Below are 25,306 nucleotides of genomic sequence, written 5' to 3' on the forward strand. Positions count from 1 at the left end.
CACAGCCTTCCTCTCGGCGTTACTTCTGCTCGATCATGGGGCGCAGCGTCTTGCGCACCTCTCGCTGTTTGGTCACCGACAGCGGATCATTGACGTCCTGCATCAGGATGAGCGCGTTCGCCGTGATAGCTCGCACGAACCCGTCAAGAAATCGATCGTTGACGCGCACCAGGTACGTCTTGTTGTCCGGCCCCTGGACGAGCGCAATATTGTCGCCGCGGCTCTGCAGGATGCCCTTGAGCGCAATCTCGTTGACCAGCAGGCTGCGGACCCCATCTACCACCTTGCCGTCGGGCCGACGCACCGTCTCCCGGCCACGGCGCAGCAGGCTGACAAACGGATCGCGGCGCCCTTCCGGGTTGTAGGCGTACGCCGGCGGCGCGGTCGCGCTGGGCTGCGGCGGCACCATCCGGCGCGCCGGTTCCTGACCGCTCGCCGACACGGCCACGAGCAGAAACGCCAGCAACCAGGGCCTCACTTCTTGACTCCTGTATCTGGCTTGGCGGCGTCCACCAACACGAACGTGGTCGCCACGAACGCGACCTGGATGCTGGTGTTGGGATCGGGCTTGTCCTTGGCCCGGATGCGCACGTTGCCGATGTTGATGATGCGCGAGAACCTCGAGATCCGATCGAAGAACATCCCGAGGCTGTGGTACGTCCCATCGAGCTCGACGTTGATGGGCCATTCGGCGTGCATCTGCTTGGCCACCACCGGCGCAGGCGTGAACAATCTGATCGTCAGGTTCGACTGCATCGCCAGCGTCTGGAGACTGCGAAGCAGGTCTCCGAAATCCTTCTCTTCCGGCAGGACCGCCCGAAGTCCGTCGAGCCGCTTCTGCAACTCCGCCACCTGGGCTCGGAACTGCGGCAGCTTGCCCGCGATGGCCATCCCCTTGCGGATCTCCACCCGAAGCGCGTCCAGCTGCACCTGCTGCTCGGTCTGCTCGGCGATCACGGGCGTGGCGTACAGGTAGTAGAACGCCGCCACGCCGCAGATGGCGAGGGCGACAAAGGCTCCAGCCTGGGTGTACCACGGCCATTTATTCAGACTCAGGTCCATGACTTCTTCAGTCGTATCGGGGTCAACCCTGTCCGGCTTTACCGGAATTGCACAACGTCAGGCGCCCGGAGGCGCGAATCGGGCCTTGATCGTGAACCGGATCAGAGTCGTCTCGGCCCCCTGTACCTGATCCAGCTGGCTGTCGATGATTTCGACAGGCTTCTTGAACCACCCGCTCCGCTCGAGGTTGCCCACGAAATCGGACAGCGAGGTCAACGCGATGCACCGCCCTTCGACCGTCAGGTCGCTGCCCTTCTGTTCGAGTTGCGTGAGCCATAGCTGGTCGGGCAGGCTGCGGCTGATCTCGTCCAGCATGTGGACCGGACCGTTCTGTCCGCGCCGCAACTGCTCAATCAGGGTCACCCGCTGCTGCAGTTGCGCCCGCTGATCCTCGTACTTCTGCACTTGGACGATGTTGGACCGCAGCCGCTGGCTCTCCTGCTGGGCATTCGCCAGCTGCTCCGCCAGCCGGCTCGACTCCTGTTGCAGCGACCAGTACCACCAGGCCACACCGACGCCAGCCACGGCGAGAATCAGCGTGCATGCGACCGTGACTTTCTGGCCGGACCCGTCAAACGAGGAGACGGCCCGACGATGCCTGGGCTGCTCGCGTTCGGGGCTCAGCAGATTGATGTGGATCATCGGTCGCCCTCCCGCCGCAGCGCCAACCCCACGGCCACGACCGAGGTCGGGGCCACCTCGTCTGCGGCGACGCCGAACTTCGCGGCGTCGAACGGAATGCGCCGGAACGGATCGAGCGGTTCCACCGGCAGCCCGAATCGCTCGCTGAGCGCGCTGACGAACCCGTCGACGCGGGAGCCGCCGCCGCAAAGCATGATGCGGTCGAGGCGATCGGAGGTGGCCGTCGCGCGGAAGAAGTCGAAGGTCTTCTGGATTTCGAGCAGCACGTTCTCGGTCACCGCCTTCAGCACCGGACGCATCTCCTGCATCTGCGCGCCTGCGACGGCCTCGCCGCGCTTGGCCTGCTCCGCCTGCCCGAACGGCAGGTTGAACTCGCGCTGGATGGCTTCGGTGAACGCATTGCCGCCGACCGAGATGTCGCGGGTGAACGCGGAGGCTCCGCCGCAGACGATGTTGATGTTGATGCCGCTGGCCCCCACATTCATCAACACGTTCACTGCGGCCGGGTCCGTGTCGTAGTTGGCCTCGAAGGCGTTCTGCATCGCGAAGGCATCGACGTCGATCACGACAGGCACGCGACCGGCCTGTGCGATCACGCTCGTGTAGTCCCCGATCTTGTCCTTCTTGGCCGCCACCAGCAGCACATCCATCGCCGTCTTCCCGCTCGCGCCGCCCGCATCGAGAATCTGATAGTCGAGATTGACGTCCTGCACGTCGAAGGGAATGTACTGCTCAGCCTCCCAGCGAATCGTCTCGGCCAACTCCGCCTCGGTCATCTGCGGAAGACTGATCTTCTTGACGATGACGGCGTTGCCGGAGAGCGATGCCGCCATGTCGCGGGACTTGATGCCGGCCTGGTCGAGCACGCGACGAATGGCGTCGGCGACCCCGGCCCCGTCGATGATGGCGCCATCGACGATGCTGTCGGGCGGGATCGCTTCGCTCGCAATCGCGGCGATGCGGTACCCCCCGCCAGCTGACTTGAGTTCGACCGCCTTGACGGCACTCGATCCAATGTCGAGCCCGACGACCGTTCTGGATTTGCCGATGCCGAACACGTCGGTGTTCCCTGCCCTTTCCGAAGCTCCGGGGCCCTTGCCTGTGGCCGGTATCCCGTAAGTGTCTGCCTGGGTGCGACTTGCACGACCGCTCCAGGCATCGACCCGGTGCGTGAGAGCCCTCACGCACTAACTTCGCTTCTGCTTATCGGCGCGTGACGAGATTTGCTGCAGGATTTTTTGCCGAAGCCCCGTGTAGCCTCTCGGAGGATGAGGCGGAGCGGTTGACAAGGCACGAAAGGACTGGTACGATTTTGGTTTGCCGTCGCCGAAATTGACTGAAACATAGGGACTTGCAGATGCGAACGTATACGGCGAAACTCGCCGAACTGGATCGGCAGTGGATCGAGATCGACGCCGACGGAAAAGTGCTGGGTCGCGTGGCCACACGTGCCGCCCGGATGCTGATGGGCAAACATCGCCCGATCTACACGCCATTTCTCGACACTGGTGACTTCGTCATCGTCGTCAACGCGAGTCGCGTCAAGCTGACGGGCCGCAAGGAAGAAGACAAGATCTATCGCCGCCATAGCGGCTACGAAGGCGGCTTGCGCGAGGAACGCGCCAGCGTCGTGCGCGCGCGGACGCCGCTTCGTATGGTCGAAGAAGCCGTTCGGGGCATGCTGCCGAAGACAAAGCTGGGCGACGCGATGTATCGCAAGCTGAAGGTGTACGCGGGGGCCATCCACCCGCATACCGCGCAGAAACCAATCAAGCTCGAGGTAGCGTAACTTGACTCTGATCCAGTACTACGGCACCGGGCGCCGTAAGACCTCTACTGCCCGCGTCTTCCTTCGGCCGGGAAACGGCACGATCTCCGTCAACGCCCGCGAGTTCGCGAACTACTTCCCCACTGAAGTGCTGCGCACCGAGATCCGGCAGCCCCTGGTGCTCACCGAAACCACCGACAAGTTCGACATTCTGGCGACGGTCGCGGGGGGCGGCATTGCGGGCCAGGCGGGCGCGGTCCGCCTTGGCATCTCGCGCGCTTTGTGCCGCTATAACCTGGAGCTGCGCGGGGCGTTGAAGAAGGAAGGCCTGCTGACGCGTGACGCGCGGGCCAAGGAACGCAAGAAGTACGGGCTGGCCGGCGCGCGCAAGCGCTTCCAGTTCAGTAAACGGTAATCGAGAGCTGTTTTTTCGGTTAAAGGGAGGACGCTTGAGCGGGATCGCCATCAAGGAACTGCTGGAGGCCGGCGTGCATTTCGGCCACCAGACCAAGCGCTGGAATCCGAAGATGAAGCCATATATCTTCGGGGAACGCAACGGCATCTACATCATCGACCTGGGCAAGACGTCGAAGCTCTACCGCGAAGCGGAGGACTTCGTCACGAACCTGGCGGCCGATGGTGGCACGGTGCTCTTCGTCGGGACGAAGCGTCAGGCACAGGACGCGGTGGCTGACGAGTCGCAGCGGTGCGGCATGCACTTCGTGAACCAGCGGTGGCTGGGCGGACTGCTGACCAACTTCACGACGATCCAGCGCAGCCTGGCGCGCTTACGCGAACTCGAGGCCATGAACGCCGACGGCCGGTACGAGTCGCTCTCGAAGAAGGAAATCGCGGGCATCGAGAAAGAGAAGAAGAAGATCTCGAAGAACCTCGATGGCATCCGGCAGATGACCAAGCTGCCCGACGCGATTTTCGTCGTGGACACGCGGAAAGAGAAGATCGCGGTCGACGAGGCCCGCAAGCTGAAGATCCCGGTCATTGGCGTGGTCGACACCAATTGCGATCCCGAAGATGTGGATTTCGTGATTCCGGGTAACGACGATGCCCTGCGGTCGATCCGGCTGTTCACCTCGCACATCGCCGATGCGATCATGGCAGGACGCGGCATGAGGGAATCGGCTCGCGCCGAGGCGCAGGCGGAAGCCGACGCGGCAGCGGTGACCGAACGTGCGGCGAGAGTCGCGGCGCGGCGGCCGAAACCGGATGCCCCGCCTCCGGCCCCGCCTCCGGCCCCGCCGCTGGCACCAGCGGCGGCCCCGGCATCGGCCTGATTGCCTGACACCCCGGAACGCCACAGCGTGTCGGGGATGATGAGAGTGGACTTCCGCGCCGGCCGGAACCGTTCCCTGGCCGGCGCTTCTTGCGTACATCGGAGACCGTAGCACCATGGCTATCACAGCAGAACAGGTGAAGACGCTTCGGGAGAAGACGGGCGCGGGCATGATGGAGTGCAAGGCTGCCCTGACCGAAGCCAACGGAAGCTTGGCGGAGGCCGTCACCGTCCTCCGCAAGCGCGGCCTGGCGCAGGCCGCCAAGCGGGCCGGCCGGAATACGTCGCAGGGCCTCGTGAACAGCTACATCCACATGGGCGGCAAGATCGGCGTCCTGCTTGAAGTGAACTGCGAATCCGACTTCGTCGCGCGCACCGAGGACTTTCAGCACCTGGTGAAGGAAATCGCGATGCACATCGCGGCGGCCGATCCGAAGTACGTGCGACGGGAAGACGTGCCGGCCGAGCTCCTCGAGAAGGAGAAAGCCATCTACCGGGCGCAGTTCGAGAGCTCCGGCAAGCCAGCCCAGGTCATCGAGAAGATCATCGAAGGCAAGCTGGGCAGTTTCTACAGCCAGATCGTGCTGCTCGATCAGCCGTCGGTGCGTGACCAGGCCGTCTCGATTGGCCAGATGGTGTCACTGGCCGTCGCCAAGACGGGCGAGAACATCGTCGTGTCACGGTTCAGCCGGTTCAGGCTTGGAGAGAGCGCCGAGTAATCTCGCCACCGCTCCCAGATCCTCCGATCGGAGCCTGGTCGAGGGGCTGATATAATCGGTCCGCCTATGCCCGACACGTCGCATTCCGCTCCCGCCTACCGCCGTGTGCTGCTCAAGCTGTCAGGGGAAGCCCTGATGGGTGAGCAGCAGTTCGGCATCGATCCCCACGTGGCCTCGCAGATTGCCCGCGAGGTGGGCGAAATCCAGCAACTCGGCGTGCAGACGGCCATTGTCATCGGCGGCGGCAACATTTTCCGCGGCGTCGCGGCCAGCACGAAGGGCATGGATCGCGCGCAGGCCGACTACATGGGGATGCTGGGTACGGTGATCAATGCCCTCGCGCTGCAGGATGCGCTCGAGCAGATTGGCGTCGTCACGCGCGTACTGACGGCGATCGAGATGCACTCGGTGGCGGAGCCGTTCATCCGGCGCCGGGCGGTGCGGCACATCGAGAAGGGCCGCGTGGTGATCTTCGCGGGCGGCACGGGCAATCCGTACTTCACGACGGATACGGCGGCGGCGCTGCGCGCGATGGAGGTGAAGGCCGAGGTCATCCTCAAAGCGACCAAAGTCGACGGCATCTATTCGGCCGACCCGATGAAGGATCCGACGGCGACCAGATTCGACCAGATCTCCTATTTGGAAGTGCTGGAAAAGCAGCTCAAGGTGATGGACGCCACGGCGATTTCGCTGTGCATGGACAACCGCCTTCCCATCATCGTCTTCAACCTGCGCACGCCAGGAAACATGAAGCGGGCCATCATGGGCGAGCCGATCGGCACGACCGTCAAGATGTAGCCAACGGTACATCCGGGTCGCGGGGCCGGTTGTCGCCGGCCCGGCGTGGCGACCTGGCGGAGTAGACAAACATGGATGTCATCGATCTCAAGAGCCTGTACGCCGACCTCAAGAAGCGCATGGATACGGTGATCGATCATTTGCGTCACGAGCTGGCTGGTGTGCGCACCGGACGGGCGACCATCAACATCCTTGATCCGGTCCACGTGGACGCGTACGGCTCGCGGATGCCGCTGAACCAGGTGGCCTCGTTGTCGGTGCCGGATCCGATGACGATTGTGGCGCAGCCGTTCGACCCGTCGCTGCTCGCCGCGGTCGAGAAGGCGATCCGCGCCTCGGACCTCGGGTTGAATCCGAACAACGACGGCAAGCTCGTGCGGATCCCGATTCCCGCGCTCACCGAGGAACGACGCAAGGAGATGTCGCGGCACGTGCACAAACTCGCCGAAGAGGCACGTAACAACGTACGGCTGGCCCGGCGCGACACCAACGAGAAGCTCAAGAAGCTGCTCAAAGACAAGCTGGTGTCGGAAGACGATGAACGAAAGGGCCTCGACGAGGTACAGAAGGTCACCGACCTGCACATCCGCCTGGTTGACGACCTGCAGAACAAGAAAGACACCGAACTGCTCGGGAAGTAAGACGGGAGTTCCCCGCCTTCGTCCTCCTGAGCCACCCGCCCCCTGGGGATTCCATCGTGTCATTGCTGACCCATCTGGAGTGTTCTGTACCGTGCGGCGCGCCACCGCGCGATCCGCGCCAATGGAACCATCTGTGCTCGTGCGGCATGCCGCTCGTGGCCTGTTACGACCTCGACGCGGCGGCCGCGACATGGTCGAAGGACAGCCTGTCGGGGCGCGAACCGAATATGTGGCGGTACCGCGAGTTGATGCCGCTTGTCGACGGTGAGCAGCCGGTGACGCTCGGCGAGGGCTTCACCCCGCTTATCCACGCCGAACGGCTGGGCCGCGCGCTGGGGCTGACCGCGCTCTACATCAAGGACGAATCGCTCAATCCGACCAATTCGTTCAAGGCCCGCGGCCTCTCGGCCGCCGTCACCAAGGCCCGCACCGTCGGTGCCAAGACGCTGTCGGTGCCATCGGCGGGCAACGCGGCCAATGCGATGGCGGCCTACGCGGCGTGCGCGGGTCTCGAGGCCAAGGTGTTCATGCCGCGCGACGTGAAGGTGCCCTTCATCCGCGAGTGCGAGTTGTATGGAGCCGACGTGACGCTGGTCGAGGGCCTCATCACCGATGCCGGACGCGTGGCGGCTGAGCGCGGCGGCCCGCTTGGGTGGTACGACGTCTCCACCCTCAAGGAGCCCTACCGCATCGAGGGCAAGAAGACGATGGGCTATGAGCTGGCCGAGCAGATGGACTGGCGGTGGCCCGACTGGATCATCTACCCCACCGGCGGCGGCACCGGCATCATCGGCATGTGGAAGGCCTTTGAAGAGATTGAGCGGCTCGGCTGGGTGCGCAACTGCAAGCGTCCGCGGATGGTGAGCGTGCAGGCCGAGAACTGCGCGCCGATCATCCGCGCGTTTGAGCAGGGCGCCGAGAGGGCCGAGATGTGGCAGAACGCGCGCACCTGCGCTGACGGCCTGCGTGTGCCCAAGGCGATTGGAGATTTTCTGATTCTCCGCGCCATCCGCGAAAGCGGCGGGACGGCGCTCGCCGTGAGCGACGAGGAGATGGTGCGCGACATGAAGGCCATCGGTGCGCTCGAGGGCGTGAGCGCGGCACCGGAGGGCGGGGCGACGCTGGCCGCCCTGCGCAAGATGCAGGCGCAGGGGCTGGTGAAGCCAAACGAGACAGTAGTGCTCTTCAATACCGGCGGGGCGCTCAAGTACTTGGATGTGCTCGCGTAAGGACCTGGCGCTCGCGTCTAGGGATTAGGGGTTAGGGATTAGCTAATCCCTAATCGCCAATCCCCAATCCCTGTTGAAGCTCCCTCGTTGTCCACGTCAGTTCTCACATGGTAGGATAATTGGATATTGGGCGGCTAGCTCAGCTGGGAGAGCGCCGCGTTCGCAACGCGGAGGCCGGGAGTTCGAGCCTCCTGCCGTCCACCAATGGAAGCGACTGAAGGGCCCGCACTTGCGGGCCCTCGGTTTGTACGTCCAAAACGGCGGCTTGTTATTGTGACGAGGTTGTGACCACGCCGAACGACTCCGCAGAAATGCGGGTTCGCCTCGCCGGCGTGCCGTCCGGCTGGATGAGTTGCTCTGGACTGCAGAACTTTTCAACCGCGACCTACGGCTTAATCGGTCCCCACACCATCGGGAACGAGAGGAAGTTGGCGCTGAACGACGACGGATCGAGATCGGGCGACCGCCGCCTGGGGCGCCGACGTGAACACGTCGAACACCCGGCCGGTCAGCGTGATGGTCTGTCCGGTGACAACAGCGAATTTGCCAGAGGCAGACCCGGAGGGATTCGCGACCTGCAGGCCATAACTGCCAAGCTCCGCGAAGGTAGCACTCACCTGAAAGGACGTGGTGGTGAGGTCTTGAATCTGTGACCCGCCGAGCGTTGTGGTCCCGCCGCCGGGTGCCGTATTCGTCAGCGTCAAGCCGCTGAGGAAATTGGTGCCGGTCACGATGATCGTCTGACTCGTCGCGCTGCTCGTGATCGTGGCTGGCGACACGCTCGCGATCGTAAGGGTGGCGGTGAGTGTCGTCGGCGTGGGAGTTGGTGCGGACGGGGAAGACGACTTGCCCCCGCAACCGGCCAAGTTGAACAAGACGACCACGATGATGGTTGATGTCGAAAGCGAGAACTTCATAAAGCCCCCACCGAGTCGTAACCGCGCTACCGAGTTGGATTGGGCGAGGCGCACGAGGTCCCGGGCATGGAACCTCTCCTGTCCCATCACGTCGGACGAACCGGGCCTGGAACATGTTGCACGCAACCATCAAGGGAGCGGCAATCACAGCAGAGGTCAGTGATCTGACCATCAGTGATCTGACCGCTTGACACTCGTGTAGCCAAGTGCATACTCATACGCGGCAGACGTTCCGCGCCTTGCAGCAGCAGCCGCTGATAGATGCCCCAACACCTCCCACCTTCTCCTGTCGGCATTGGGGCACGCGATTATGCGGGCCAGTTGTCCCTGGCCGTCTCGAGCGTCACTAAAGAGAACGCTGAAGACCGAAGGTGAGACCGATGAGTGAGAAGGCGGCCCGTTCCGACAAACCGGACGAGATGCGCGAGCAGGCGCACGGGACACTGAAACACACCCAGCATCTGGTCGGGCGCATTCTCGACTCGGCCCCGATTGTTCTCTACATCTACGACCTGGTCGAACGGCACTATGTGTATTCCAATCGCGAGATCGCAAGTGTCCTTGGCTACACCCCGAAGCAGATCGGCGCACTGGGATCGGCCCTGTTTCCTACGCTCCTTCATCCAGATGATGCACCGCTGGTTGAGCAACACCATGCCCGACTCGCCGTCGTCGGCGATGACGAGGTCTTGGAGTGTGAATACCGGATGAAAGACGCCAAGGGACAGTGGCGTTGGCTGAAGAGCCGCGACGTCCCGTTCGCGCGCGACCGGCAGGGACACTGCCACCAGATTCTCGGCTCGGCCGAGGACATCACCGATCGCAAGGGGACCGAGCAGCGGTTGCGCGAAAGCGAGGCGCGCTACCGGGATATGTTCGAGGCGAATCCACACCCCATGTGGGTCTTCGACGCCGAAACTCTGCGCTTTCTCGCGGTCAATGACGCCGCCGTGGCTCTATACGGCTACAGCCGCGACGAGTTCCTCTCCAGCACGATCGAGGCCATTCGTCCGGCAGAGGACCTGTCGCATATGCACGAGGCCCTGGATCGCGCGAGGGGGAATCCGGGCGTCGACCAAACCTGGGCCCGGCATCGGAAGCGGGACGGCACACTCATCAACGTCGAGATCGCGTCTCATCCGCTGGAATTCGGTGGGCGCCGCACCAGACTGATCCTCGTACACGACATCACCAGGCGCGTGCAGGCAGAGGCGGAACGACAGCACAGCTACAACCTGCTCGCCAAACTCGCCGCGCAGGTGCCCGGCGTCATCTATCAATACCGGCTGTGCCTCGACGGGCGGTCCTTCTTCCCCTACTCTAGCCCGGGCATGGAGGACATCTACGAGGTCTCCCCCGAAGACGTCAGGGAAGATGCGACGCCGGTGTTCGGGCGGCTGCATCCGGACGATTACGACTACATCGTCGCCTCCATCCAGGAATCCGCCCGTACCCTTCAGCCGTACCATTCTGAGTTTCGAGTCGTACTCCCGCGGCAGGGGTTGCGCTGGCGTCTGTGCCATGCGATCCCAGAGCGCATGGAGGACGGAGGCGCACTCTGGCACGGCATCATCTCGGACATCACCGATCGCAAGCGGGCGGAGGCGGAAAAGGCCGCGCTGCAAGACCAGTTGGCCCAGGCTCAGAAAATGGAGTCGGTCGGCCGCCTGGCGGGCGGGGTGGCCCACGACTCCAACAACATGCTGGCCGTCATCATGGGACACACGGAACTCGCCCTGGAGCAGGTGGACCCCAACCAACCGCTGTACGCCAATCTCGAGGAAATCCGCGCGGCGGCGGAGCGCTCGGCTGCCCTGACACGCCAATTGCTGGCCTTCGCTCGCAAGCAGACCATCGCGCCCAGGGTGCTCGACCTGAACGAGACCGTGAGCGGGATGCTCAAGATGCTGCGGCGACTCATCGGCGAGAACATCGATCTGACGTGGAAGCCGGCGAGCACGCTCGGGCATGTCAAGATGGACCCTTCGCAGATCGACCAGATCCTGGCGAACCTGTCGGTCAATGCCCGCGACGCCATCAGCGGGGTGGGCAAGGTGACCATTGAAACGGCCGACGAGGAGTTCGACGACGCGTACTGCGCCAGCCACCAGGGATTTGTGCCGGGGGCGTACCTGATGCTGGCCGTGAGCGACACCGGCCGCGGCATGGATCGGGAGACGCTGGCTCACGTCTTTGAGCCGTTCTTCACCACCAAGGGCGTCGGCGAAGGGACCGGTCTGGGCCTGGCCACGGTGTATGGCATCGTCAAACAGAACAACGGATTCATCGACGCCCGCAGCGAACCTGGCCTGGGAACGACGTTCGCGATCTACCTGCCGCGCCACGCCGGCAAAGCCGCCACGGCTGCCACCGAGGGCCCGACCGAAGCGGAGATGGGCGGACGGGAGACGATCTTGCTGGTCGAGGACGAGCCGGCACTTTTGAAACTTGGCAAGACGATGCTCGAACGATGGGGATACACGGTGCTGGCCGCGACCACACCGACTGAGGCGATCCGCCTGGCCGAGCAGCATGCCGGAAGCATTCATCTATTGGTCACCGACGTGGTGATGCCGGAGATGAACGGTCGCGACCTGGCCGAACACCTGCTGACCCGCTATCCGACGCTCACCCGCCTGTTCACGTCGGGGTATACGGCCGACATCATCGCCCGCCACGGCGTGTTGGATGAGGGGGTGCACTTCATCCAGAAGCCGTTCTCGGCGGGGGCGCTGGCCGCCAAGGTGCGCGAGGCGTTCAAGGCTCGGACATAGCATCGAATCTGGGGCCCACGTTGCTGACGGGTTTTCTGTCAGAATGTCTGGACCCCATGATCTCGTTCTCGAACATCAGCAAGCAGTACGGCCGCCAGATCCTCTTTGTCGACGCCTCGTTCCAGATCAACCCGGGCGAAAAGGTCGGTCTGGTCGGCCCGAACGGCTCCGGCAAGACGACGCTCTTCCGGATGATCGTCGGCGAGGAAGCGCCAGACGAGGGCGATCTGACGGTGCCAAAGCGGTTGACCATCGGCTACTTCCGCCAGGACATCGAGGATATGGCGGGCCGCTCGGTCGTCGACGAGACGATCGCTGGCAGCGGCCGAGCCGGCGATCTGCACCACGAACTCGAGGCCCTGCAGCACGCGATGAGCGACCCGGCGAAGGCCGACGAGATGGACGCCATTCTCGCTCGCTTCGGCGAGGTGCAGGAGGAGTACGACCACCTCGGCGGCTACGCGCTCGAGGCCCAGGCGCGCGAAGTCCTTCATGGCCTCGGCTTCGAGGACGAGCGCATCGACGGCGACGTCGGCGCGCTCTCCGGCGGATGGAAGATGCGCGTGGCGATGGCGCGGGTGCTGCTCGGCAACCCGGACATCCTGCTGATGGACGAGCCGACCAACCACCTGGATATCGAGTCGATTATCTGGCTCGAGGCGTTCCTGAAGTCGCGCGCCGGCGCGCTGCTGATGACGTCGCACGATCGCGAGTTCATGAACCGCGTCGTGACAAAAATCGCGGAGATCGACGGCGGGGAAATCACCGTCTACTCGGGCAACTACGACTTCTACGAGCGCGAGCGGGCCATCCGCGAGACCAACCGCGAGGCCGCCTACGCGCGTCAGCAGGCGATGCTGGCCAAAGAACGCCGCTTCATCGAACGGTTCTCGGCGCATGCGGCCAAGGCGGCGCAGGTGCAGAGCCGGGTGAAGGCGCTCGACAAGATTGAGAAGATCGAACTGCCCAGGAAGCGGAAGGTCGTGCGGTTCGACTTTCGCACGCCGCCCCGGTCGGGGGATCTCGTCGTCACGCTGGAGGATGTCTCGAAGGCCTATGGCCGGCACGTGGTCTACGACGGCCTCAACATGACCATCCGGCGCGGAGAACGCTGGTCGGTGATGGGCCGCAATGGCGCGGGCAAAACCACGCTTCTGAAGATGGTCGCGGGCGTGCTCGACGCCGATTCAGGGACCATCCGGCTTGGCGCCAGCCTGAAGATGGGCTATTTCGCGCAGGCCGCGCTCGACATCCTCGACCCGGATCTCACCATCGATGAGCAACTGCAGAAGGACTTCCCGCAGGAGTCGATTGGTGCGCTGCGCAACCTGGCTGGCGCGTTCCAGTTCTCAGGCGATGACGTGGACAAGAAGATCCGGTCTCTGTCTGGCGGGGAAAAGACGCGGCTCGTGATGGCCCGGATGCTCCTCAACCCGCCGAACTTCCTCGTGCTCGACGAGCCCACCAACCACCTGGACCTGGCGACCAAGGAGATGCTGGTCGACGCGTTGAAGAACTTCGACGGCACGATGCTGTTTGTCTCGCACGACCGCACGTTTCTGCGCGGCCTCAGCAACCGCGTGCTCGAACTGGGCGGCGAGAGCGGCGACGACACCCACCCGCACCTCTACCCCGGTTCCTACGTCGAGTATGTGCAGCGGACCGGACACGAAGCGCCCGGCGTGCACGCCTAGGCAATTGGGGCCAGGCCCAGATTCCACGTCTATCCGAACACCGTGAACGAGTGAGAGGCTGGGTGGGTTTATCGTTTTGCCGGGGGTGCGGGGTCCTTGCGCGCCTGATCGATCGCTGATTTGGTGGCGTTCACCAACTGGTTGGCCAGCGACTGGACTTGGTGGCGAAGGTCGGCCACTTTGTCTTCAGGCAGGCCGGCCGCCAATGCCCCATACCCGTTGCGGACGACCTCCGCCTGCTGGCCAATCGCGTTCAACGCGGCCACACAAGCCGAGGTGGCCATGCTGTTGGCTGCGGGTCCATTCGTCGATTTCTTGTCGGCCTGCTGCCCGGCGTCCTCGACTGCAATTCTCGCCGAGAGGATGCCCAGCAGGTCGGAGAGAATCGGTGGCGTCTTCCCGGACGGATTCTTCACCATCTGAACCAAGTCGTTTGCGGCCTTACGAGCCTGGTCGGGCCTGAGCGTCAGAACGAGATTCCACGTCTTCTCGCTACCATCCGGCCCAGCGCCTCGCGCGGGCACCGAAGCCTTGTCCTGCGCCAGTGCCGGCACAGCCACCGCGATCACGATCGCCGCGATGCCAAGTGTCTGTCCAACGCGTCCCATGGTGGTCTCCTTCCGACCGGCGAGTTGATACCCGTAACCGATTATCGGCTCCAAAGACGAAACCAACACCCGGAGGATACCGGAACTGCACACCACTGCGCGACGCTGCGTCGGCTGGAGCTGTTTCCGTGGGTTTGGACGCCCCACGCCATGTAGTCCGGGCACACAGAATTCTCCGTCGAGCCCCGCAATTTGTAGGTCAAATTTCCGGTTGGTCGAATTCGCTCCCGCCGCGATATCCCGGGTAATACAATGCCGGCCTGTCTGATTTCACGGAGGATGAGATGGACCTGCGACCGAGCGTGTGGATTCTGGTGTGTGCCTTGGGCGTCGAACTCCTGCCGGCCATGGTCGCCGCGCAAGGGACGGCGGCGGACTATCAGCGGGCCAATGGCCTTCGCGAAAAGTACCAGAACGTCGCCCTTGGAATGGCAGATTCAGCGACCTGGGTCGGCCGCACGACGCGCTTCTGGTATCGGCGGTCGGTTCAGGGCGGAAACGAGTTCGTGCTCGTCGATGCCGACACGCAGCAGAAGCGCCCGGCCTTCGACCACGAGAAGCTGGCGGCCTCGCTCTCGAAGCTGGCCGGCCGCAAATACACGGCGCAGACACTCCCGTTCAACACCTTCTCGTTTCGGGATGGCGAGAACGCGATCGAAGTGCGGTTCGACGGGTCCACGTGGACGTGCAAGCTCGCCGACTACGCCTGCTCGAAAACCGATCTGACCGGCGCCTTCGAACGCCGACAACCCCAGCCGCCCTGCACGCCGCCCTCGCCAGACGATAAGCCCCGGGTGTCGCCGGATGGCAAGTGGGAGGCCTTCACGAACAACTACAACATCGTCATCCGGGCGGCAGACGCGAAGCCGTGGACGCACCTCAGCACCGACGGCTCCGAAGCCAACTGCTACGAACTTGACACCATCCAATGGGCGCCAGACTCAAAGACACTCATCGCCAATCGGGTGATTCCCGGCTACCGCCGCATGGTGCATTACGTGGAGTCGTCGCCCGAGGATCAGCTGCAGCCGAAAGTATCGTCGCGGTTCTACGCGAAGCCGGGTGACGTGCTCGACCTTGACCAGCCGGTTCTCTTCCTCGTCATGGCCAAGAAACAGTTGGTAGTCGACAACGCGCTCTTCCCCAACCCCTACGACATCACGCGGCCGCAATGGCGGAAGGACAGCTCCGCGTTCACATTCGAATTCAACCAGCGCGGGCACCAGGTCTACCGTGTGATCGAGGTCGATGCCGCGACGGCAAAGACGCGAGCCGTCATCACCGAGGAGAGCAAGACGTTCTTCTGCTACTCCGGCAAAAAGTATCGCCGCGATATCCAGGACGACGGGAAGGAGATCCTCTGGATGTCGGAGCGTGACGGGTGGAACCACCTGTATCTCTACGACGGCACGACTGGCACGGTGAAGAACCAGATCACGAAGGGGCCCTGGGTAGTGCGCGGCGTCACGCGCGTTGACGAGGACAAGCGGCAGATCTACTTCAGCGCCAGCGGCATGTACCCCGGCAAGGATCCGTATTTCGTCCACTACTACCGAATCAACTTCGACGGCACCGGCCTCACGCCGCTGACCGACGCGGATGCCAACCACACCGTGAGCTTCTCATCCGACGCGAAACTTTACGTGGACCACTACTCCCGCGTCGATCTGCCGCCGGTCTCCGAACTCCGCCGGACCTCTGACGCCACGCTGGTCGCGGTCATCGAGCGCGGCGACGCGACTGCGCTTCTCAAGGCCGGCTGGCGCGCGCCCGAGGTCTTCACGTCGGTCGCTCGCGACGGCCACACCAACATCTGGGGCGTCATTTACCGGCCCACCAACTTCGATCCGAAGAAGAAGTACCCCGTTATTGAGAACATCTACGCCGGGCCGCAGGGTTCATTCGTGCCCAAGTCGTTCGCCGCCTTTAACGCCATGCAAGCCCAGGCCGACCTTGGCTTCATCGTCGTCCAGATTGACGGAATGGGCACATCGAACCGATCGAAGGCGTTCCACGATGTGGCCTGGAAGAACCTGGGAGACGCGGGCTTCCCAGATCGGATCCTGTGGCACAAGGCCGTCGCCGCCAGGTACGCGTCCTACGACATCACGCGCGTGGGCATCTACGGCACGTCGGCTGGCGGGCAGAACTCACTTGGCGCCCTGCTCTTCCATCCCGAGTTCTACAAAGCGGCAGTCTCGGCAGCCGGATGCCACGACAACCGCATGGACAAGATCTGGTGGAACGAACAGTGGATGGGCTGGCCACTCGGTCCCGAATATGGCGCCTCATCGAATGTGGACAACGCGTCTCGACTCCAGGGCGACGTCCTGCTTGTCGTCGGCGAAATGGACACCAACGTCGATCCGTCGTCGACCATGCAGGTGGTCAACCAGCTCATCAAGCACAACAAGCCGTTCGACCTGCTCGTCATCCCCGGAGCCGGACACGGACCTGGAGGCGCGTACGGCGAGCACAAGCGATACGACTTCTTCGTGCAACATCTGCTGGGCCTGACTCCGCCGGCGTGGCCCCTGACGGAGCCGCCGAAGACGCCGGCCAGTCAGCCGACGAAGTGACCTCCGCTGTGGAACAATCGGGAGAGACCTATGCCGCATGCCTTCATCTGTGATGCTGTCCGCACGCCCATCGGCTCGTACGGGGGCTCTCTCGCGCAGGTTCGCACCGATGACCTCGCGGCCATCCCGATCCGCGCGTTGATTCAGAGGCATCCCGGTCTGGACATCGCGCGGATCGACGATGTGATCTTGGGATGCGCCAACCAGGCGGGTGAGGATAACCGCAATGTCGCGCGGATGGCGTTGCTGCTGGCCGGCCTTCCGGTAAGCGTGGCGGGCGCGACGGTAAACAGGCTGTGCGGCTCAGGCATGGATGCCATCGCCGTCGCTGCCCGGGCCATCGTCGCCGGCGAACAGGACCTGCTCGTCGCGGGCGGCGTCGAGTCGATGTCGCGCGCCCCATTCGCCATGCCCAAGGCCACAACCCCCTTCAGCCGGAAAGCCGAGATCTTCGATACCACCATCGGCTGGCGATTCGTCAACGAGTTGATGCACAAGCAGTACGGCACCGATTCAATGCCCGAGACGGCCGAGAACGTGGCGGAGGAGTTCCGCATCTCCCGCGAGGATCAGGACCGGTTCGCGGCGTGGAGCCAGGCCAAGACGGCAGCGGCCCAGGAAAAGGGACTATTCGCCGACGAAATCACACCGGTGGTCATCCCGCGCTCGAAACAGGATCCGTTGACGGTGGATCGGGATGAACATCCCCGACCAGGCACCACGATCGACAAGCTGAGCAAGCTGCCGGCGCTCTTCCGCAAGAATGGAACGGTGACGGCTGGCAATTCGTCCGGCATCAATGACGGCGCGTGCGCGGTCCTGGTGGCATCCGAGGCGGCCGCACGTGCAGACGGCCTCACACCGCGAGCCCGCGTGGTCGGGACGGCCACGGTCGGCGTGCCGCCTCGCATCATGGGAATCGGGCCCGTCCCTGCCACCAGGGCGCTTCTCGCGCGAACGGGACTGACGCTTGATCAGATGGACGTGATCGAGTTCAACGAGGCGTTCGCGGCCCAGGCGCTGGCCGTGACGCGCGAACTCGGACTGGCCGACGATGACGCGCGTGTCAATCCGAACGGCGGCGCGATTGCCCTTGGCCATCCGCTCGGCATGAGCGGTGCGCGCCTGGTCACAACGGCTCTGTACCAGTTGCACCGCACGCGCGGTCGTTACGCGCTCTGCAGCATGTGCATCGGCGTCGGCCAGGGCATCGCGATGATCCTCGAACGGGTGTGAATAGGGACGGGGTTCGGGATTCGGGCTTCGGGCCCCTGCTCACCGGCGCCGACAGGACGCGACGTGGGAGCGACGCCGGTGAACAGTGACGCGGCGGTTCGTCTTACGTCCTTCTACCGTCTGCTGACTACCGACTACTGACTGCTTGAGGCGCGTTGCCGGACCCCCTCTATTCAGGCACCCGCTCGACCTTGGCGCCGAGCGCCAGCAGGTGGTCGACCACCGACGAGTAGCCACGCTCGACGGTTTCGAGCGGCCGCACGCGGCTGTGGCCATCGGCGGCCAACGCTGCCGCAATCAAGGCCATGCCCGAGCGCAGATCGCGTCCGTCCAATTGCCGGCCGCGCAACCGGGTCGGTCCGGTGATGATGATGCGATGGGGGTCGCAGAGGAAGAAGTCGGCTCCCATCCCGCTCAATTGCTCCAGCGCGAAGAGGCGTAGCTCGTACATCCAATCGTGGATGAGCGTGCGGCCTCTGGCTTGCGTGGCCAGCACGGCGAGCAGACTGACGAAGTCGCTTGGGAATCCCGGCCAGAGCCCCGTCGCCAGCCGGCCGAGGCCAACCGGCGTCGACGGCAGGACGTGCAGCCCGTCGCTGTCGAGCCGGCATCGCACCTGCATCCGTTCGAGCACAGAGGTGACGGGCTCCAGATCTTCGGGACGGGCCCCGGTAATCTCGGCGGCCCCGCCGGTCACGGCGGTCACAACTGCCCAGCTCCCCGCTTCGAGATAGTCGCCGCTGAGTTGATGGGTGGCGCCGCCCAGCCGCATGCCGCCCTCAACGCTGATGGTCGACGTGCCCGCTCCCTCGACGCCGACGCCGAGCTGCTGGAGGAAGCGGCACAGCTCAGCCACGTGCGGTTCGCAGGCAGCGTGCCGCAATTGGGTGCGACCAGGAGCTGCAGCCGCTGCCAGCAGCGCCGTTTCGGTGCCGGTCACTGACGCTTCCTCGAGATACAGCGAGACAGGCCTCAAGCCGTCCGGCGTTTCGAGCACGTGCCCGGGGGCGTCCACCAGGCGCGCGCCCATTGCGGTCAGGGCCTGCAAATGCGTGGAGAGGGTGCGCCGAGTCGGAAAATCGCCGCCCGGATCGGCCAGCCTGGCCGAACCGCACCTGGCCAGCAGCGGCCCGAGCAGCAGCACCGACCCCCGCAAGCGTCCGACCAGCATCGCGTCGGGCTCATCTGTGACGACCTGCGGGCAACGCACCCGCAAGGTGGACGTCCCAATGCCATCGACCTCAGCGCCCAGATCAACCAGCAGGGCCGCCATCACCTCGACGTCACGAATGCGCGGCATGTTGGTGAGCACGCACTCCTGATCGGTGAGCAGGCACGCCGCCAGCAGCGGCAGCGCGGCGTTTTTGTTGCCTTCAACGGCCACCCGGCCTTCGAGACGATGGCCCCCTTCAACAAGCAGCGTGGACACGGCTTACACCTTCCTGATCAGAACTCGCCCAGATAGACGATCTCGTCGCGCAGTTGGACACCGAACCGGGCGAAGACCTCGCGCCGGCACGTCTCGACCAATCGTCGAACATCGGCGGCGGTCGCCCCACCCTGATTGACGATAAAATTCGCGTGCACGGGCGACACACAGGCGCCGCCGACCGTCCGACCTTTCAATCCAGCCTGATCGATCAAGGCCCCCGCCGACCACGGCAGACCGGCGGGAAGACGGTCGCGCGCGGGATCCGGATTCTGAAACGCGCATCCGGCGCTCCGCATGTGGAGCGGCTGGGTCTGCTTACGGTGCACCAGCGATTGACGGGCGACGGCGCGAAGTCCGGCGGAGTCGCAACCCGGCACAACGCGAACGACAGCCCGGAGCAGGATCTCGCCCGTCTTCTGGAGGCGACTCGTATCGTACCCGAACGCCATCTCAGTGGCTGGCACATCAGCCACGGAGCCATCGCGTCGCAACAGCGAGACAGCCGAGACCCACTCGCTGATCAGGTGGCCGCCATAGTGGGCATTTCCATGGATGGCGCCGCCGATCGTGCCGGGCGTGCCGGCCCACGCCTCGAGGCCGCCAAGGCCGCGGGTGATCGTCCACCGGACCAGTCCATTGATGGTCACCCCGGCATCGGCGCACACGAGCCCGTCGCCGACGCTCGCGACCCGCGTCGCCTTTGGCCGGATGACCAACCCGCCGACACCGCGGTCAGCCACGAGGACATTCGTGCCTCCCCCGAGCAGCGTCACGGGAATGCCATCTTCACGCGCGATCGTCACGGCCAGCACGAGTTCGTCCGTCGTCTGCGCGTCGAACAGCGCGTCGGCCGGCCCGCCGATGCCGAAGCTGGTCAGCGGCGCGAGCGGGACGCTGGCGCCTATCCTGTCGGCACCGAACGCTGCGCGCAATCGGTCGAGGCTCATTGCCATGAAGGATGCCGTTAGCCTGGCGGCGGGACACTGCAGAGCGTCGCACGCCTCGGGTTGTTCAGGTCGACCGTCGCCCGCGCGAGACCAAACAGCAGCTTGCGCCCGAGGTTCAGCGTAGTCGTCGAGTAGTCGCCGCCATCATTGACGGCGATGCTGATACGCACGACCCGTCGCTCGGGCCGGCGCCACATATCGGCGCCAATTCCGTCCTCCGCGAACCGGCGGGTGAGCGCGGCTGCCTGGGCGCGGTCGGCAGTATCGTAGACGTCAGTCACGACGCGCGGCTGACCTGTTCCGGCTGTCGACGTGACGGCCGGCGAAAACGCATCCTCGCTGGCCGCGTAGATGACCATGCTGGCGTCGAAGGCCCGATAGTTGTCGATCCGAGCGATCGTGGCCCCGGAACCGAGCGGGAGCGAGACATCCTTCCAGCCCGTATTGCCCACATCCTCGCAACGGCCCGCAAACGTCATCCGATAGAGCGGAAGCTGACGCATGTCGATCGGCACACGAAGCCCGTTCGCCATGTCGATAGACGAGGCATCCACCAGCCTCCCGCCTGCCGTCAGCACAGCAATCACGATACCCGACGCGGCACGCACGACGTCGCGGCCACCCAACGACACGACGGCCCCGTCGTCTCCCGCCGACACTCGGAGATCGACGGCGGCGACGGTGTCGGTCTGTCCGATCCTGGTGTTGGCCTGAACCATAATCCCTGTGGCGCCGGGCGCAAGCATGACGGCCGAACCAGCCGGCCCACCGCTGACGCCAATCACGCCGATTGCCGTTCCGGCTGCGACTCCAGCCGCGCCGGTCGCGCCGATGCGTTTCATGGACCGCAGTACCGACGGAGGCAGCGACGCCACCGTCCCGGGCGTCCCAGCCACTGCCACCACCCAGCCCGGCCGCACGGTCTCGAGATACCCGGACAACGGCTGGCCGAGAAGGTGCACGGGCTCGAACACCAGGCCGTGCCCTTCGAGTTGGGTCTTCGCTGTCGAAAACGCGAACAGGCTGTACCCCCGGTCGATGTAGCTCCTGACCTGCTCCACGTCGAGACCGACATGGCGAATGTCGCGTCCCCGGGCGGCCTCCGCGCCGAGCAGTTCATAGAACACGACCTGGTCGATGGCGTATTCCTCGGCCGGGATGACGGCTTTGGGCGGGAGGATCTCGAACAGCGATCCGAAGTAGATGTCCTCGAAGACTCGACGCGAGTGATTGTTGACGGTGAAGTTGGCGGCCACCTGCCAGGACGGAATCGCCACCGCCAGCGCCAGGAGCAGTCCCGTCGCTACCCGCCGCAGTTTGGTCCGGTCGGCCAACTGAAACAGGGCGTGCAGCCCGACGCCTACAATCGGCCAGGCGAACGCGAAGGCTGGCAGGATGAAGCCTTCACTATCAGCCGACACGTTGAGCGTGATCAGGGAGATGCCAAGCAGTCCCAGTACAAACAGACTCAGTTCGCGCCAGCGTGTCCGAAACAGCCATACCACCCCAACCGCCAGAAGCACGGCACCCACAACCGTGAGTTCCTGCCTGAACATCGACAGGAAGGCGGGCACGCGTTCGGCGAACAACTCCCGCCAAGTGAAGGCAAAGATGTCGCCAGCATACCGTCTGGCCGTCACGATTTCCCAGAGTTCGCGCAGGTTGGTTGCCTTGGATTCCAGATAGGGTGCGTGCTGGTAGGTTCTGAGAACAATGAAGCCGTACTGAGCCACACCGAGGAAGATCATCGCGGCGCACGGCCGCAGCATGCGTGGTCGCAAGCACGTTCTGGCGTCGTTCAGCAGCGCGAAGGCGACAAACGCCGGCACGGCGAAGGCCACAGTGAGGTGATTGCCGAACGCCAGCGAGGCGAATGCCACCGCCCACAGCAGCCAGCCAGATCGTTGGGTCTGCCTCCACTTGAGCAGCGCGGCGATGGTGGCGGCTGTCAGGAATCCGGCCAGCGCGTAGACCTCGGCCAGAGCAGCCTTCGACCAGAACAGGCGGCCGAAGCCGAGTCCGAGCGCGGCGGCCACGGCGGCCGCTCTGGCGCCACCGAGGCTTCTGACGCTGATGTACGTGGCGCCGGCAGCCAGTGCGCCACACACGGCGGACATCAGGTTGATGCGATACGCCAAGGTGCCAAATGGCAGGACCGAGAACAGCCATGACACCACGACGTAGAGCGGATAACCCGGTGGATGGGCGGTGCCCAGGACATGCCCGAGGTACCGGAACTTCGCGGCATCGCCCCCACCACCCAGCCCCGGGTACATCGTGACGAGGTAGGTCGCCAGCGTGAGCAGCACGACGGCGGCGCCCGTGAGCCACTCGGTCCACCGGATCCCAGTCGGCAAAGCCATGACCGTCCTGCGAAAAGACATAATTGCCAGCCGCTGCCATCAACTCACAATTGAATCGTCGCGTCAATCCACGCTGGACCATCGCCGTACTGCGCGATTGTCGGTCTCACCGTGCGGGCGGAGCGCTGCAGAAGGTCGCCCGCCAGGGGTCGTCGCGGTCGACGCGCGCTTGTGCAATCACGCTCCGTGGCCGTCCGCCCAGATCGAGCGTGATCGACGCGAAGTCGCCGCCGTCATTCACCTGCACCTCAATCCTCGACACCACTTCAACGAGCCCCACCCAGTTCTTGGCCCGGATGCCGTCATCGGCCACTCGCGACCCTAGCGCGCGGACATCGCCAGGTACGTTCATCCTGAACGTCTCGCTGGTCATCCGAGGGTGCCCCGACCCTCCGGTCGAGACTATCCGCGGCGGCAGTGGTTCATCCGTCCCAACATACACCGAGAGCCGCGAGTCGAAGGGCCGCACATTGTCGACGCGCATGGTCACCCGGCCGGTCGTCGCCGACGCCGACACATCGGTCCACCCGGTATTGCCAATCGCCTCACACCGGGCCGCGAATGTCGCACGATACACGGGCCGCTGCCTGGTGTTGAGCGGTACGCGAAGGTTTCTTGATGGATCGATCGAGGCCGCATCGACCAGGAGACCATCTGACCTGAACACCGCGACGACCAGGCCAGCGTCAACGCGCACCACTTCGCGGTCGCCGAGCGTGAACGAGGCTCCGGATCCCGCGGCCACGAGCCTGAACGACGCTCCGCTGGTGACACCGGTCTCCCCTATCCTCAGGCCGGATGGCGCTGCCATATCGACCACGTCAGTTCCGCGCACAACCAGCGCGCCCGCGGTCGCGCCGCGGACCCCCACGACTCCAAAGGCTCCGCTGGTGGGCCCGGCGGACGTGAGTGTCGCGCCGATATGACCAAACAGGCGTGCCGACTCAATGGGCAGCGATCGCAATGTGCCAGGCGTGCCGCCGATGGCCACGATCCAGCCGGGCTTCAGCCCGCGAAGATAATCCTCGAGCGAAGGCCCCAGCAGCGGTACCTTTTCAAACGCGAATCCGAACCGTTGAAGCAGAGCCCGGCCACCGGAGAAGGCGAACACCGAATAGCCCCGGTCACTGAAACTCAACAGCGACTGTGGGTCTGCACGGCTGTGCTGGATATCGCGATCCTGCTGTGCGCGCTCTCCCAGCAACTTGTAGAGCACCGCCATATCGGTCGGATAATCCTCGGCCACGACGACCGCGCGTGCGGGCAGCATCTCGAACAGCGCCGCATAGTACGCGCTCTTTCCTGTCGCCCGGCGATGATCGTTGCGCGCAAAGTTTGTCCACAGTTGCGATGCCGGAATCGCGAGCGCGCATCCGACGATCACCACGGGCCCAAACCGCGGCCAACGCGAGCCGGCGACACGACGTGCCCGATCGAGCCCGACACCCACCGCCGGCCAGAGCATGACGAATACCGGGAGCAGGAATCCTTCGATGTCGGCATCGATATTAAGGGTGAGACACGTCACGCCGAGTGCACCGACCCCAAGCAGCAACAGCTCCCGCCTCTGCCGACGAGCGAGCGCGACGACCCCAACGACAAGCCACGCGGCCGACATCACGCCCAGTTCGCGCCAGATCAGTCCGGCCACCTCGGGCACGCGGACGGTCAGGATCTGCCACCACCCCATCTGGAACATGGCGCCCGCATAGTGTCGGGCGGTCACGACGTCCCACAACTCCCGGAGGTTCGTGGCCCTGGCTTCGAGGTAGGGCGCGTGCATGAGCGTCCGCAGGATGATGAATCCGTACTGTGCGAAACCGAGCGCCACGATGACGGCAACGGCCATCAACACGCGACCTCGCAGGCACGCGCGCCAGTCGGACACCAGCGCGTAGAGTACGAAGGCCGGAATGGCCGCGACAACGGTCAGGTGATTGCCAAAGGCCAGCGATGTCAAGGCGACCGATCCAAGCAGCAGGCTGGCACGTCCCGTTCGGCGCCACCAGAGTAACGATGCGACCGCAGCAGCCACCAGGCACCCGCCGAGCGAGTAGACTTCGGCCAACTCCGCTTTTGCCCAGAAGGTCTGCCCGAAGCCCAGGCCCAGGGCGGCGGCAACCGCCGCCGTCCTGCCGCATCCGAGCGCACGGGCCGACGCGTAGGCCGCCACCACGCCCAGCGCCGCAAAGCAGGCAGACATCAGATTGATGCGGTACGCCAGGGTTCCGAGTGGCAGGTACGAGAACAGGTGGGAGATGAGCACGTAGGCGGGATAACCGGGCGGGTGCGCCGTGCCGAGCACACGCCCTAGAAACGCGAACTTCGCCGAATCGCCGTCGCCGTCGCCGAGCCCCGGATAGAGCGTCAGCACGTAGATGGCGAAGACGAGCAACCCGGCCAGTAACGCAAGCAGGATGTTGGCGGCGCGCCCTGCACCGGGCTCCCGCCGCACGTTGAGCCATGAGGACAACAACACGGTAGACACGCATTTAGCCACGATTTCGCGCGGGGCGTCAACGCATCGACGGCGCGTGTCCACGAAGCGTTGGCGTGGTTGGCGGATAGACACGCCTCCGGGTTGACACGTTTCCAGATGCCCGACC

21 protein-coding genes and 1 tRNA gene are annotated in these 25,306 nt (G+C 64.5%); 12 read left to right on the forward strand and 10 right to left on the reverse strand.

The features are described 5' to 3' along the window. Positions 1–19: 19 nt before the first annotated feature. The 4 genes from NT151_12180 to pilM are packed head-to-tail and all read right to left on the reverse strand — an operon-like array spanning position 20 to position 2,762. Complete coding sequence (locus tag NT151_12180; protein MCX6539673.1) at positions 20–478, reverse strand: pilus assembly protein PilP; 459 nt, start codon at positions 476–478, stop codon at positions 20–22. Beyond that, complete coding sequence (gene pilO, locus NT151_12185) at positions 475–1,062, reverse strand: type 4a pilus biogenesis protein PilO (GenBank protein MCX6539674.1); 588 nt, start codon at positions 1,060–1,062, stop codon at positions 475–477. The genes NT151_12180 and pilO overlap by 4 nt, the downstream gene beginning before the upstream one ends. Before the next feature lie 57 nt (positions 1,063–1,119). Then, on the reverse strand, positions 1,120–1,704 hold the full coding sequence (locus NT151_12190) for a PilN domain-containing protein (GenBank protein ID MCX6539675.1): 585 nt from the start codon (positions 1,702–1,704) through the stop codon (positions 1,120–1,122). Then, positions 1,701–2,762, reverse strand: coding sequence for a type IV pilus assembly protein PilM (pilM, locus tag NT151_12195; GenBank protein ID MCX6539676.1), 1,062 nt, complete (start codon positions 2,760–2,762; stop codon positions 1,701–1,703). The genes NT151_12190 and pilM overlap by 4 nt, the downstream gene beginning before the upstream one ends. A gap of 299 nt (positions 2,763–3,061) precedes the next feature. On the opposite strand from pilM, the gene rplM reads away from it, so the two are divergent. From rplM to NT151_12235, 8 genes are all read left to right on the forward strand, one after another. Then, entirely contained in the window at positions 3,062–3,493 is a 432-nt protein-coding gene (rplM, locus tag NT151_12200) for a 50S ribosomal protein L13 (protein MCX6539677.1), read from the forward strand. A 1-nt stretch (position 3,494) separates the two neighbouring features. Next, positions 3,495–3,887, forward strand: a complete 393-nt coding sequence (rpsI, locus tag NT151_12205) for a 30S ribosomal protein S9 (GenBank protein ID MCX6539678.1) — start codon at positions 3,495–3,497, stop codon at positions 3,885–3,887. A 34-nt stretch (positions 3,888–3,921) separates the two neighbouring features. Continuing rightward, complete coding sequence (gene rpsB, locus NT151_12210; GenBank protein MCX6539679.1) at positions 3,922–4,764, forward strand: 30S ribosomal protein S2; 843 nt, start codon at positions 3,922–3,924, stop codon at positions 4,762–4,764. Between the two features lie 115 nt (positions 4,765–4,879). Then, positions 4,880–5,482 (forward strand): translation elongation factor Ts, encoded by a 603-nt coding sequence (tsf, locus tag NT151_12215; GenBank protein ID MCX6539680.1) that lies wholly within the window; start codon positions 4,880–4,882, stop codon positions 5,480–5,482. A gap of 66 nt (positions 5,483–5,548) precedes the next feature. Further along, positions 5,549–6,280: a UMP kinase gene (gene pyrH, locus NT151_12220; protein MCX6539681.1), complete on the forward strand. Its 732-nt coding sequence runs from the start codon at positions 5,549–5,551 to the stop codon at positions 6,278–6,280. An 80-nt stretch (positions 6,281–6,360) separates the two neighbouring features. Further along, the gene (gene frr / locus NT151_12225; GenBank protein ID MCX6539682.1) at positions 6,361–6,921 is read left to right on the forward strand and encodes a ribosome recycling factor; all 561 of its coding nucleotides are present in this window, start codon (positions 6,361–6,363) and stop codon (positions 6,919–6,921) included. A gap of 56 nt (positions 6,922–6,977) precedes the next feature. After that, positions 6,978–8,150 (forward strand): threonine synthase, encoded by a 1,173-nt coding sequence (locus NT151_12230; protein ID MCX6539683.1) that lies wholly within the window; start codon positions 6,978–6,980, stop codon positions 8,148–8,150. A 128-nt stretch (positions 8,151–8,278) separates the two neighbouring features. Then, positions 8,279–8,354: transfer RNA gene (locus tag NT151_12235), tRNA-Ala, on the forward strand. 188 nt (positions 8,355–8,542) lie between these two features. Here the strand turns inward: NT151_12235 and NT151_12240 are convergent. Then, complete coding sequence (locus NT151_12240; GenBank protein ID MCX6539684.1) at positions 8,543–9,067, reverse strand: hypothetical protein; 525 nt, start codon at positions 9,065–9,067, stop codon at positions 8,543–8,545. A 380-nt stretch (positions 9,068–9,447) separates the two neighbouring features. On the opposite strand from NT151_12240, the gene NT151_12245 reads away from it, so the two are divergent. Both NT151_12245 and NT151_12250 read left to right on the forward strand, forming a co-directional pair. Then, complete coding sequence (locus NT151_12245; GenBank protein MCX6539685.1) at positions 9,448–11,841, forward strand: PAS domain S-box protein; 2,394 nt, start codon at positions 9,448–9,450, stop codon at positions 11,839–11,841. A gap of 56 nt (positions 11,842–11,897) precedes the next feature. After that, the gene (locus NT151_12250; GenBank protein ID MCX6539686.1) at positions 11,898–13,535 is read left to right on the forward strand and encodes an ABC-F family ATP-binding cassette domain-containing protein; all 1,638 of its coding nucleotides are present in this window, start codon (positions 11,898–11,900) and stop codon (positions 13,533–13,535) included. A gap of 68 nt (positions 13,536–13,603) precedes the next feature. On the opposite strand, the gene NT151_12255 is transcribed toward NT151_12250, so the two are convergent. Beyond that, positions 13,604–14,143, reverse strand: a complete 540-nt coding sequence (locus tag NT151_12255; GenBank protein MCX6539687.1) for a hypothetical protein — start codon at positions 14,141–14,143, stop codon at positions 13,604–13,606. Positions 14,144–14,427: 284 nt separating this feature from the next. On the opposite strand from NT151_12255, the gene NT151_12260 reads away from it, so the two are divergent. Both NT151_12260 and pcaF read left to right on the forward strand, forming a co-directional pair. Then, positions 14,428–16,722 (forward strand): DPP IV N-terminal domain-containing protein, encoded by a 2,295-nt coding sequence (locus NT151_12260; GenBank protein MCX6539688.1) that lies wholly within the window; start codon positions 14,428–14,430, stop codon positions 16,720–16,722. Positions 16,723–16,752: 30 nt separating this feature from the next. Then, positions 16,753–17,958, forward strand: coding sequence for a 3-oxoadipyl-CoA thiolase (gene pcaF / locus NT151_12265; protein ID MCX6539689.1), 1,206 nt, complete (start codon positions 16,753–16,755; stop codon positions 17,956–17,958). Positions 17,959–18,127: 169 nt separating this feature from the next. Here pcaF and NT151_12270 read toward each other — a convergent pair whose 3' ends face one another. The 4 genes from NT151_12270 to NT151_12285 form a co-directional block, all read right to left on the reverse strand. Then, on the reverse strand, positions 18,128–19,387 hold the full coding sequence (locus NT151_12270) for a UDP-N-acetylglucosamine 1-carboxyvinyltransferase (protein MCX6539690.1): 1,260 nt from the start codon (positions 19,385–19,387) through the stop codon (positions 18,128–18,130). 17 nt (positions 19,388–19,404) lie between these two features. Then, on the reverse strand, positions 19,405–20,337 hold the full coding sequence (gene murB / locus NT151_12275; GenBank protein ID MCX6539691.1) for a UDP-N-acetylmuramate dehydrogenase: 933 nt from the start codon (positions 20,335–20,337) through the stop codon (positions 19,405–19,407). 17 nt (positions 20,338–20,354) lie between these two features. After that, positions 20,355–22,700, reverse strand: a complete 2,346-nt coding sequence (locus NT151_12280) for a DUF2723 domain-containing protein (GenBank protein ID MCX6539692.1) — start codon at positions 22,698–22,700, stop codon at positions 20,355–20,357. A 106-nt stretch (positions 22,701–22,806) separates the two neighbouring features. Then, complete coding sequence (locus NT151_12285) at positions 22,807–25,188, reverse strand: DUF2723 domain-containing protein (protein MCX6539693.1); 2,382 nt, start codon at positions 25,186–25,188, stop codon at positions 22,807–22,809. Positions 25,189–25,306 lie beyond the last annotated feature (118 nt).

This window comes from Acidobacteriota bacterium, assembly GCA_026393675.1.
Lineage (GTDB): Bacteria > Acidobacteriota > Vicinamibacteria > Vicinamibacterales > JAKQTR01 > JBAXOX01.

Bases quoted from the DNA above. Each gene is read 5' to 3' on its own strand.
- pilO (MCX6539674.1), bottom strand. From the start codon at position 1,062: ATGGACCTGAGTCTGAATAAATGGCCGTGGTACACCCAGGCTGGAGCC.
- NT151_12190 (MCX6539675.1), bottom strand. From the start codon at position 1,704: ATGATCCACATCAATCTGCTGAGCCCCGAACGCGAGCAGCCCAGGCAT.
- rplM (MCX6539677.1), top strand. From the start codon at position 3,062: ATGCGAACGTATACGGCGAAACTCGCCGAACTGGATCGGCAGTGGATC.
- tsf (MCX6539680.1), top strand. From the start codon at position 4,880: ATGGCTATCACAGCAGAACAGGTGAAGACGCTTCGGGAGAAGACGGGC.
- pyrH (MCX6539681.1), top strand. From the start codon at position 5,549: ATGCCCGACACGTCGCATTCCGCTCCCGCCTACCGCCGTGTGCTGCTC.
- NT151_12240 (MCX6539684.1), bottom strand. From the start codon at position 9,067: ATGAAGTTCTCGCTTTCGACATCAACCATCATCGTGGTCGTCTTGTTC.
- NT151_12245 (MCX6539685.1), top strand. From the start codon at position 9,448: ATGAGTGAGAAGGCGGCCCGTTCCGACAAACCGGACGAGATGCGCGAG.
- NT151_12250 (MCX6539686.1), top strand. From the start codon at position 11,898: ATGATCTCGTTCTCGAACATCAGCAAGCAGTACGGCCGCCAGATCCTC.
- NT151_12255 (MCX6539687.1), bottom strand. From the start codon at position 14,143: ATGGGACGCGTTGGACAGACACTTGGCATCGCGGCGATCGTGATCGCG.
- NT151_12260 (MCX6539688.1), top strand. From the start codon at position 14,428: ATGGACCTGCGACCGAGCGTGTGGATTCTGGTGTGTGCCTTGGGCGTC.
- pcaF (MCX6539689.1), top strand. From the start codon at position 16,753: ATGCCGCATGCCTTCATCTGTGATGCTGTCCGCACGCCCATCGGCTCG.
- murB (MCX6539691.1), bottom strand. From the start codon at position 20,337: ATGAGCCTCGACCGATTGCGCGCAGCGTTCGGTGCCGACAGGATAGGC.
- NT151_12280 (MCX6539692.1), bottom strand. From the start codon at position 22,700: ATGGCTTTGCCGACTGGGATCCGGTGGACCGAGTGGCTCACGGGCGCC.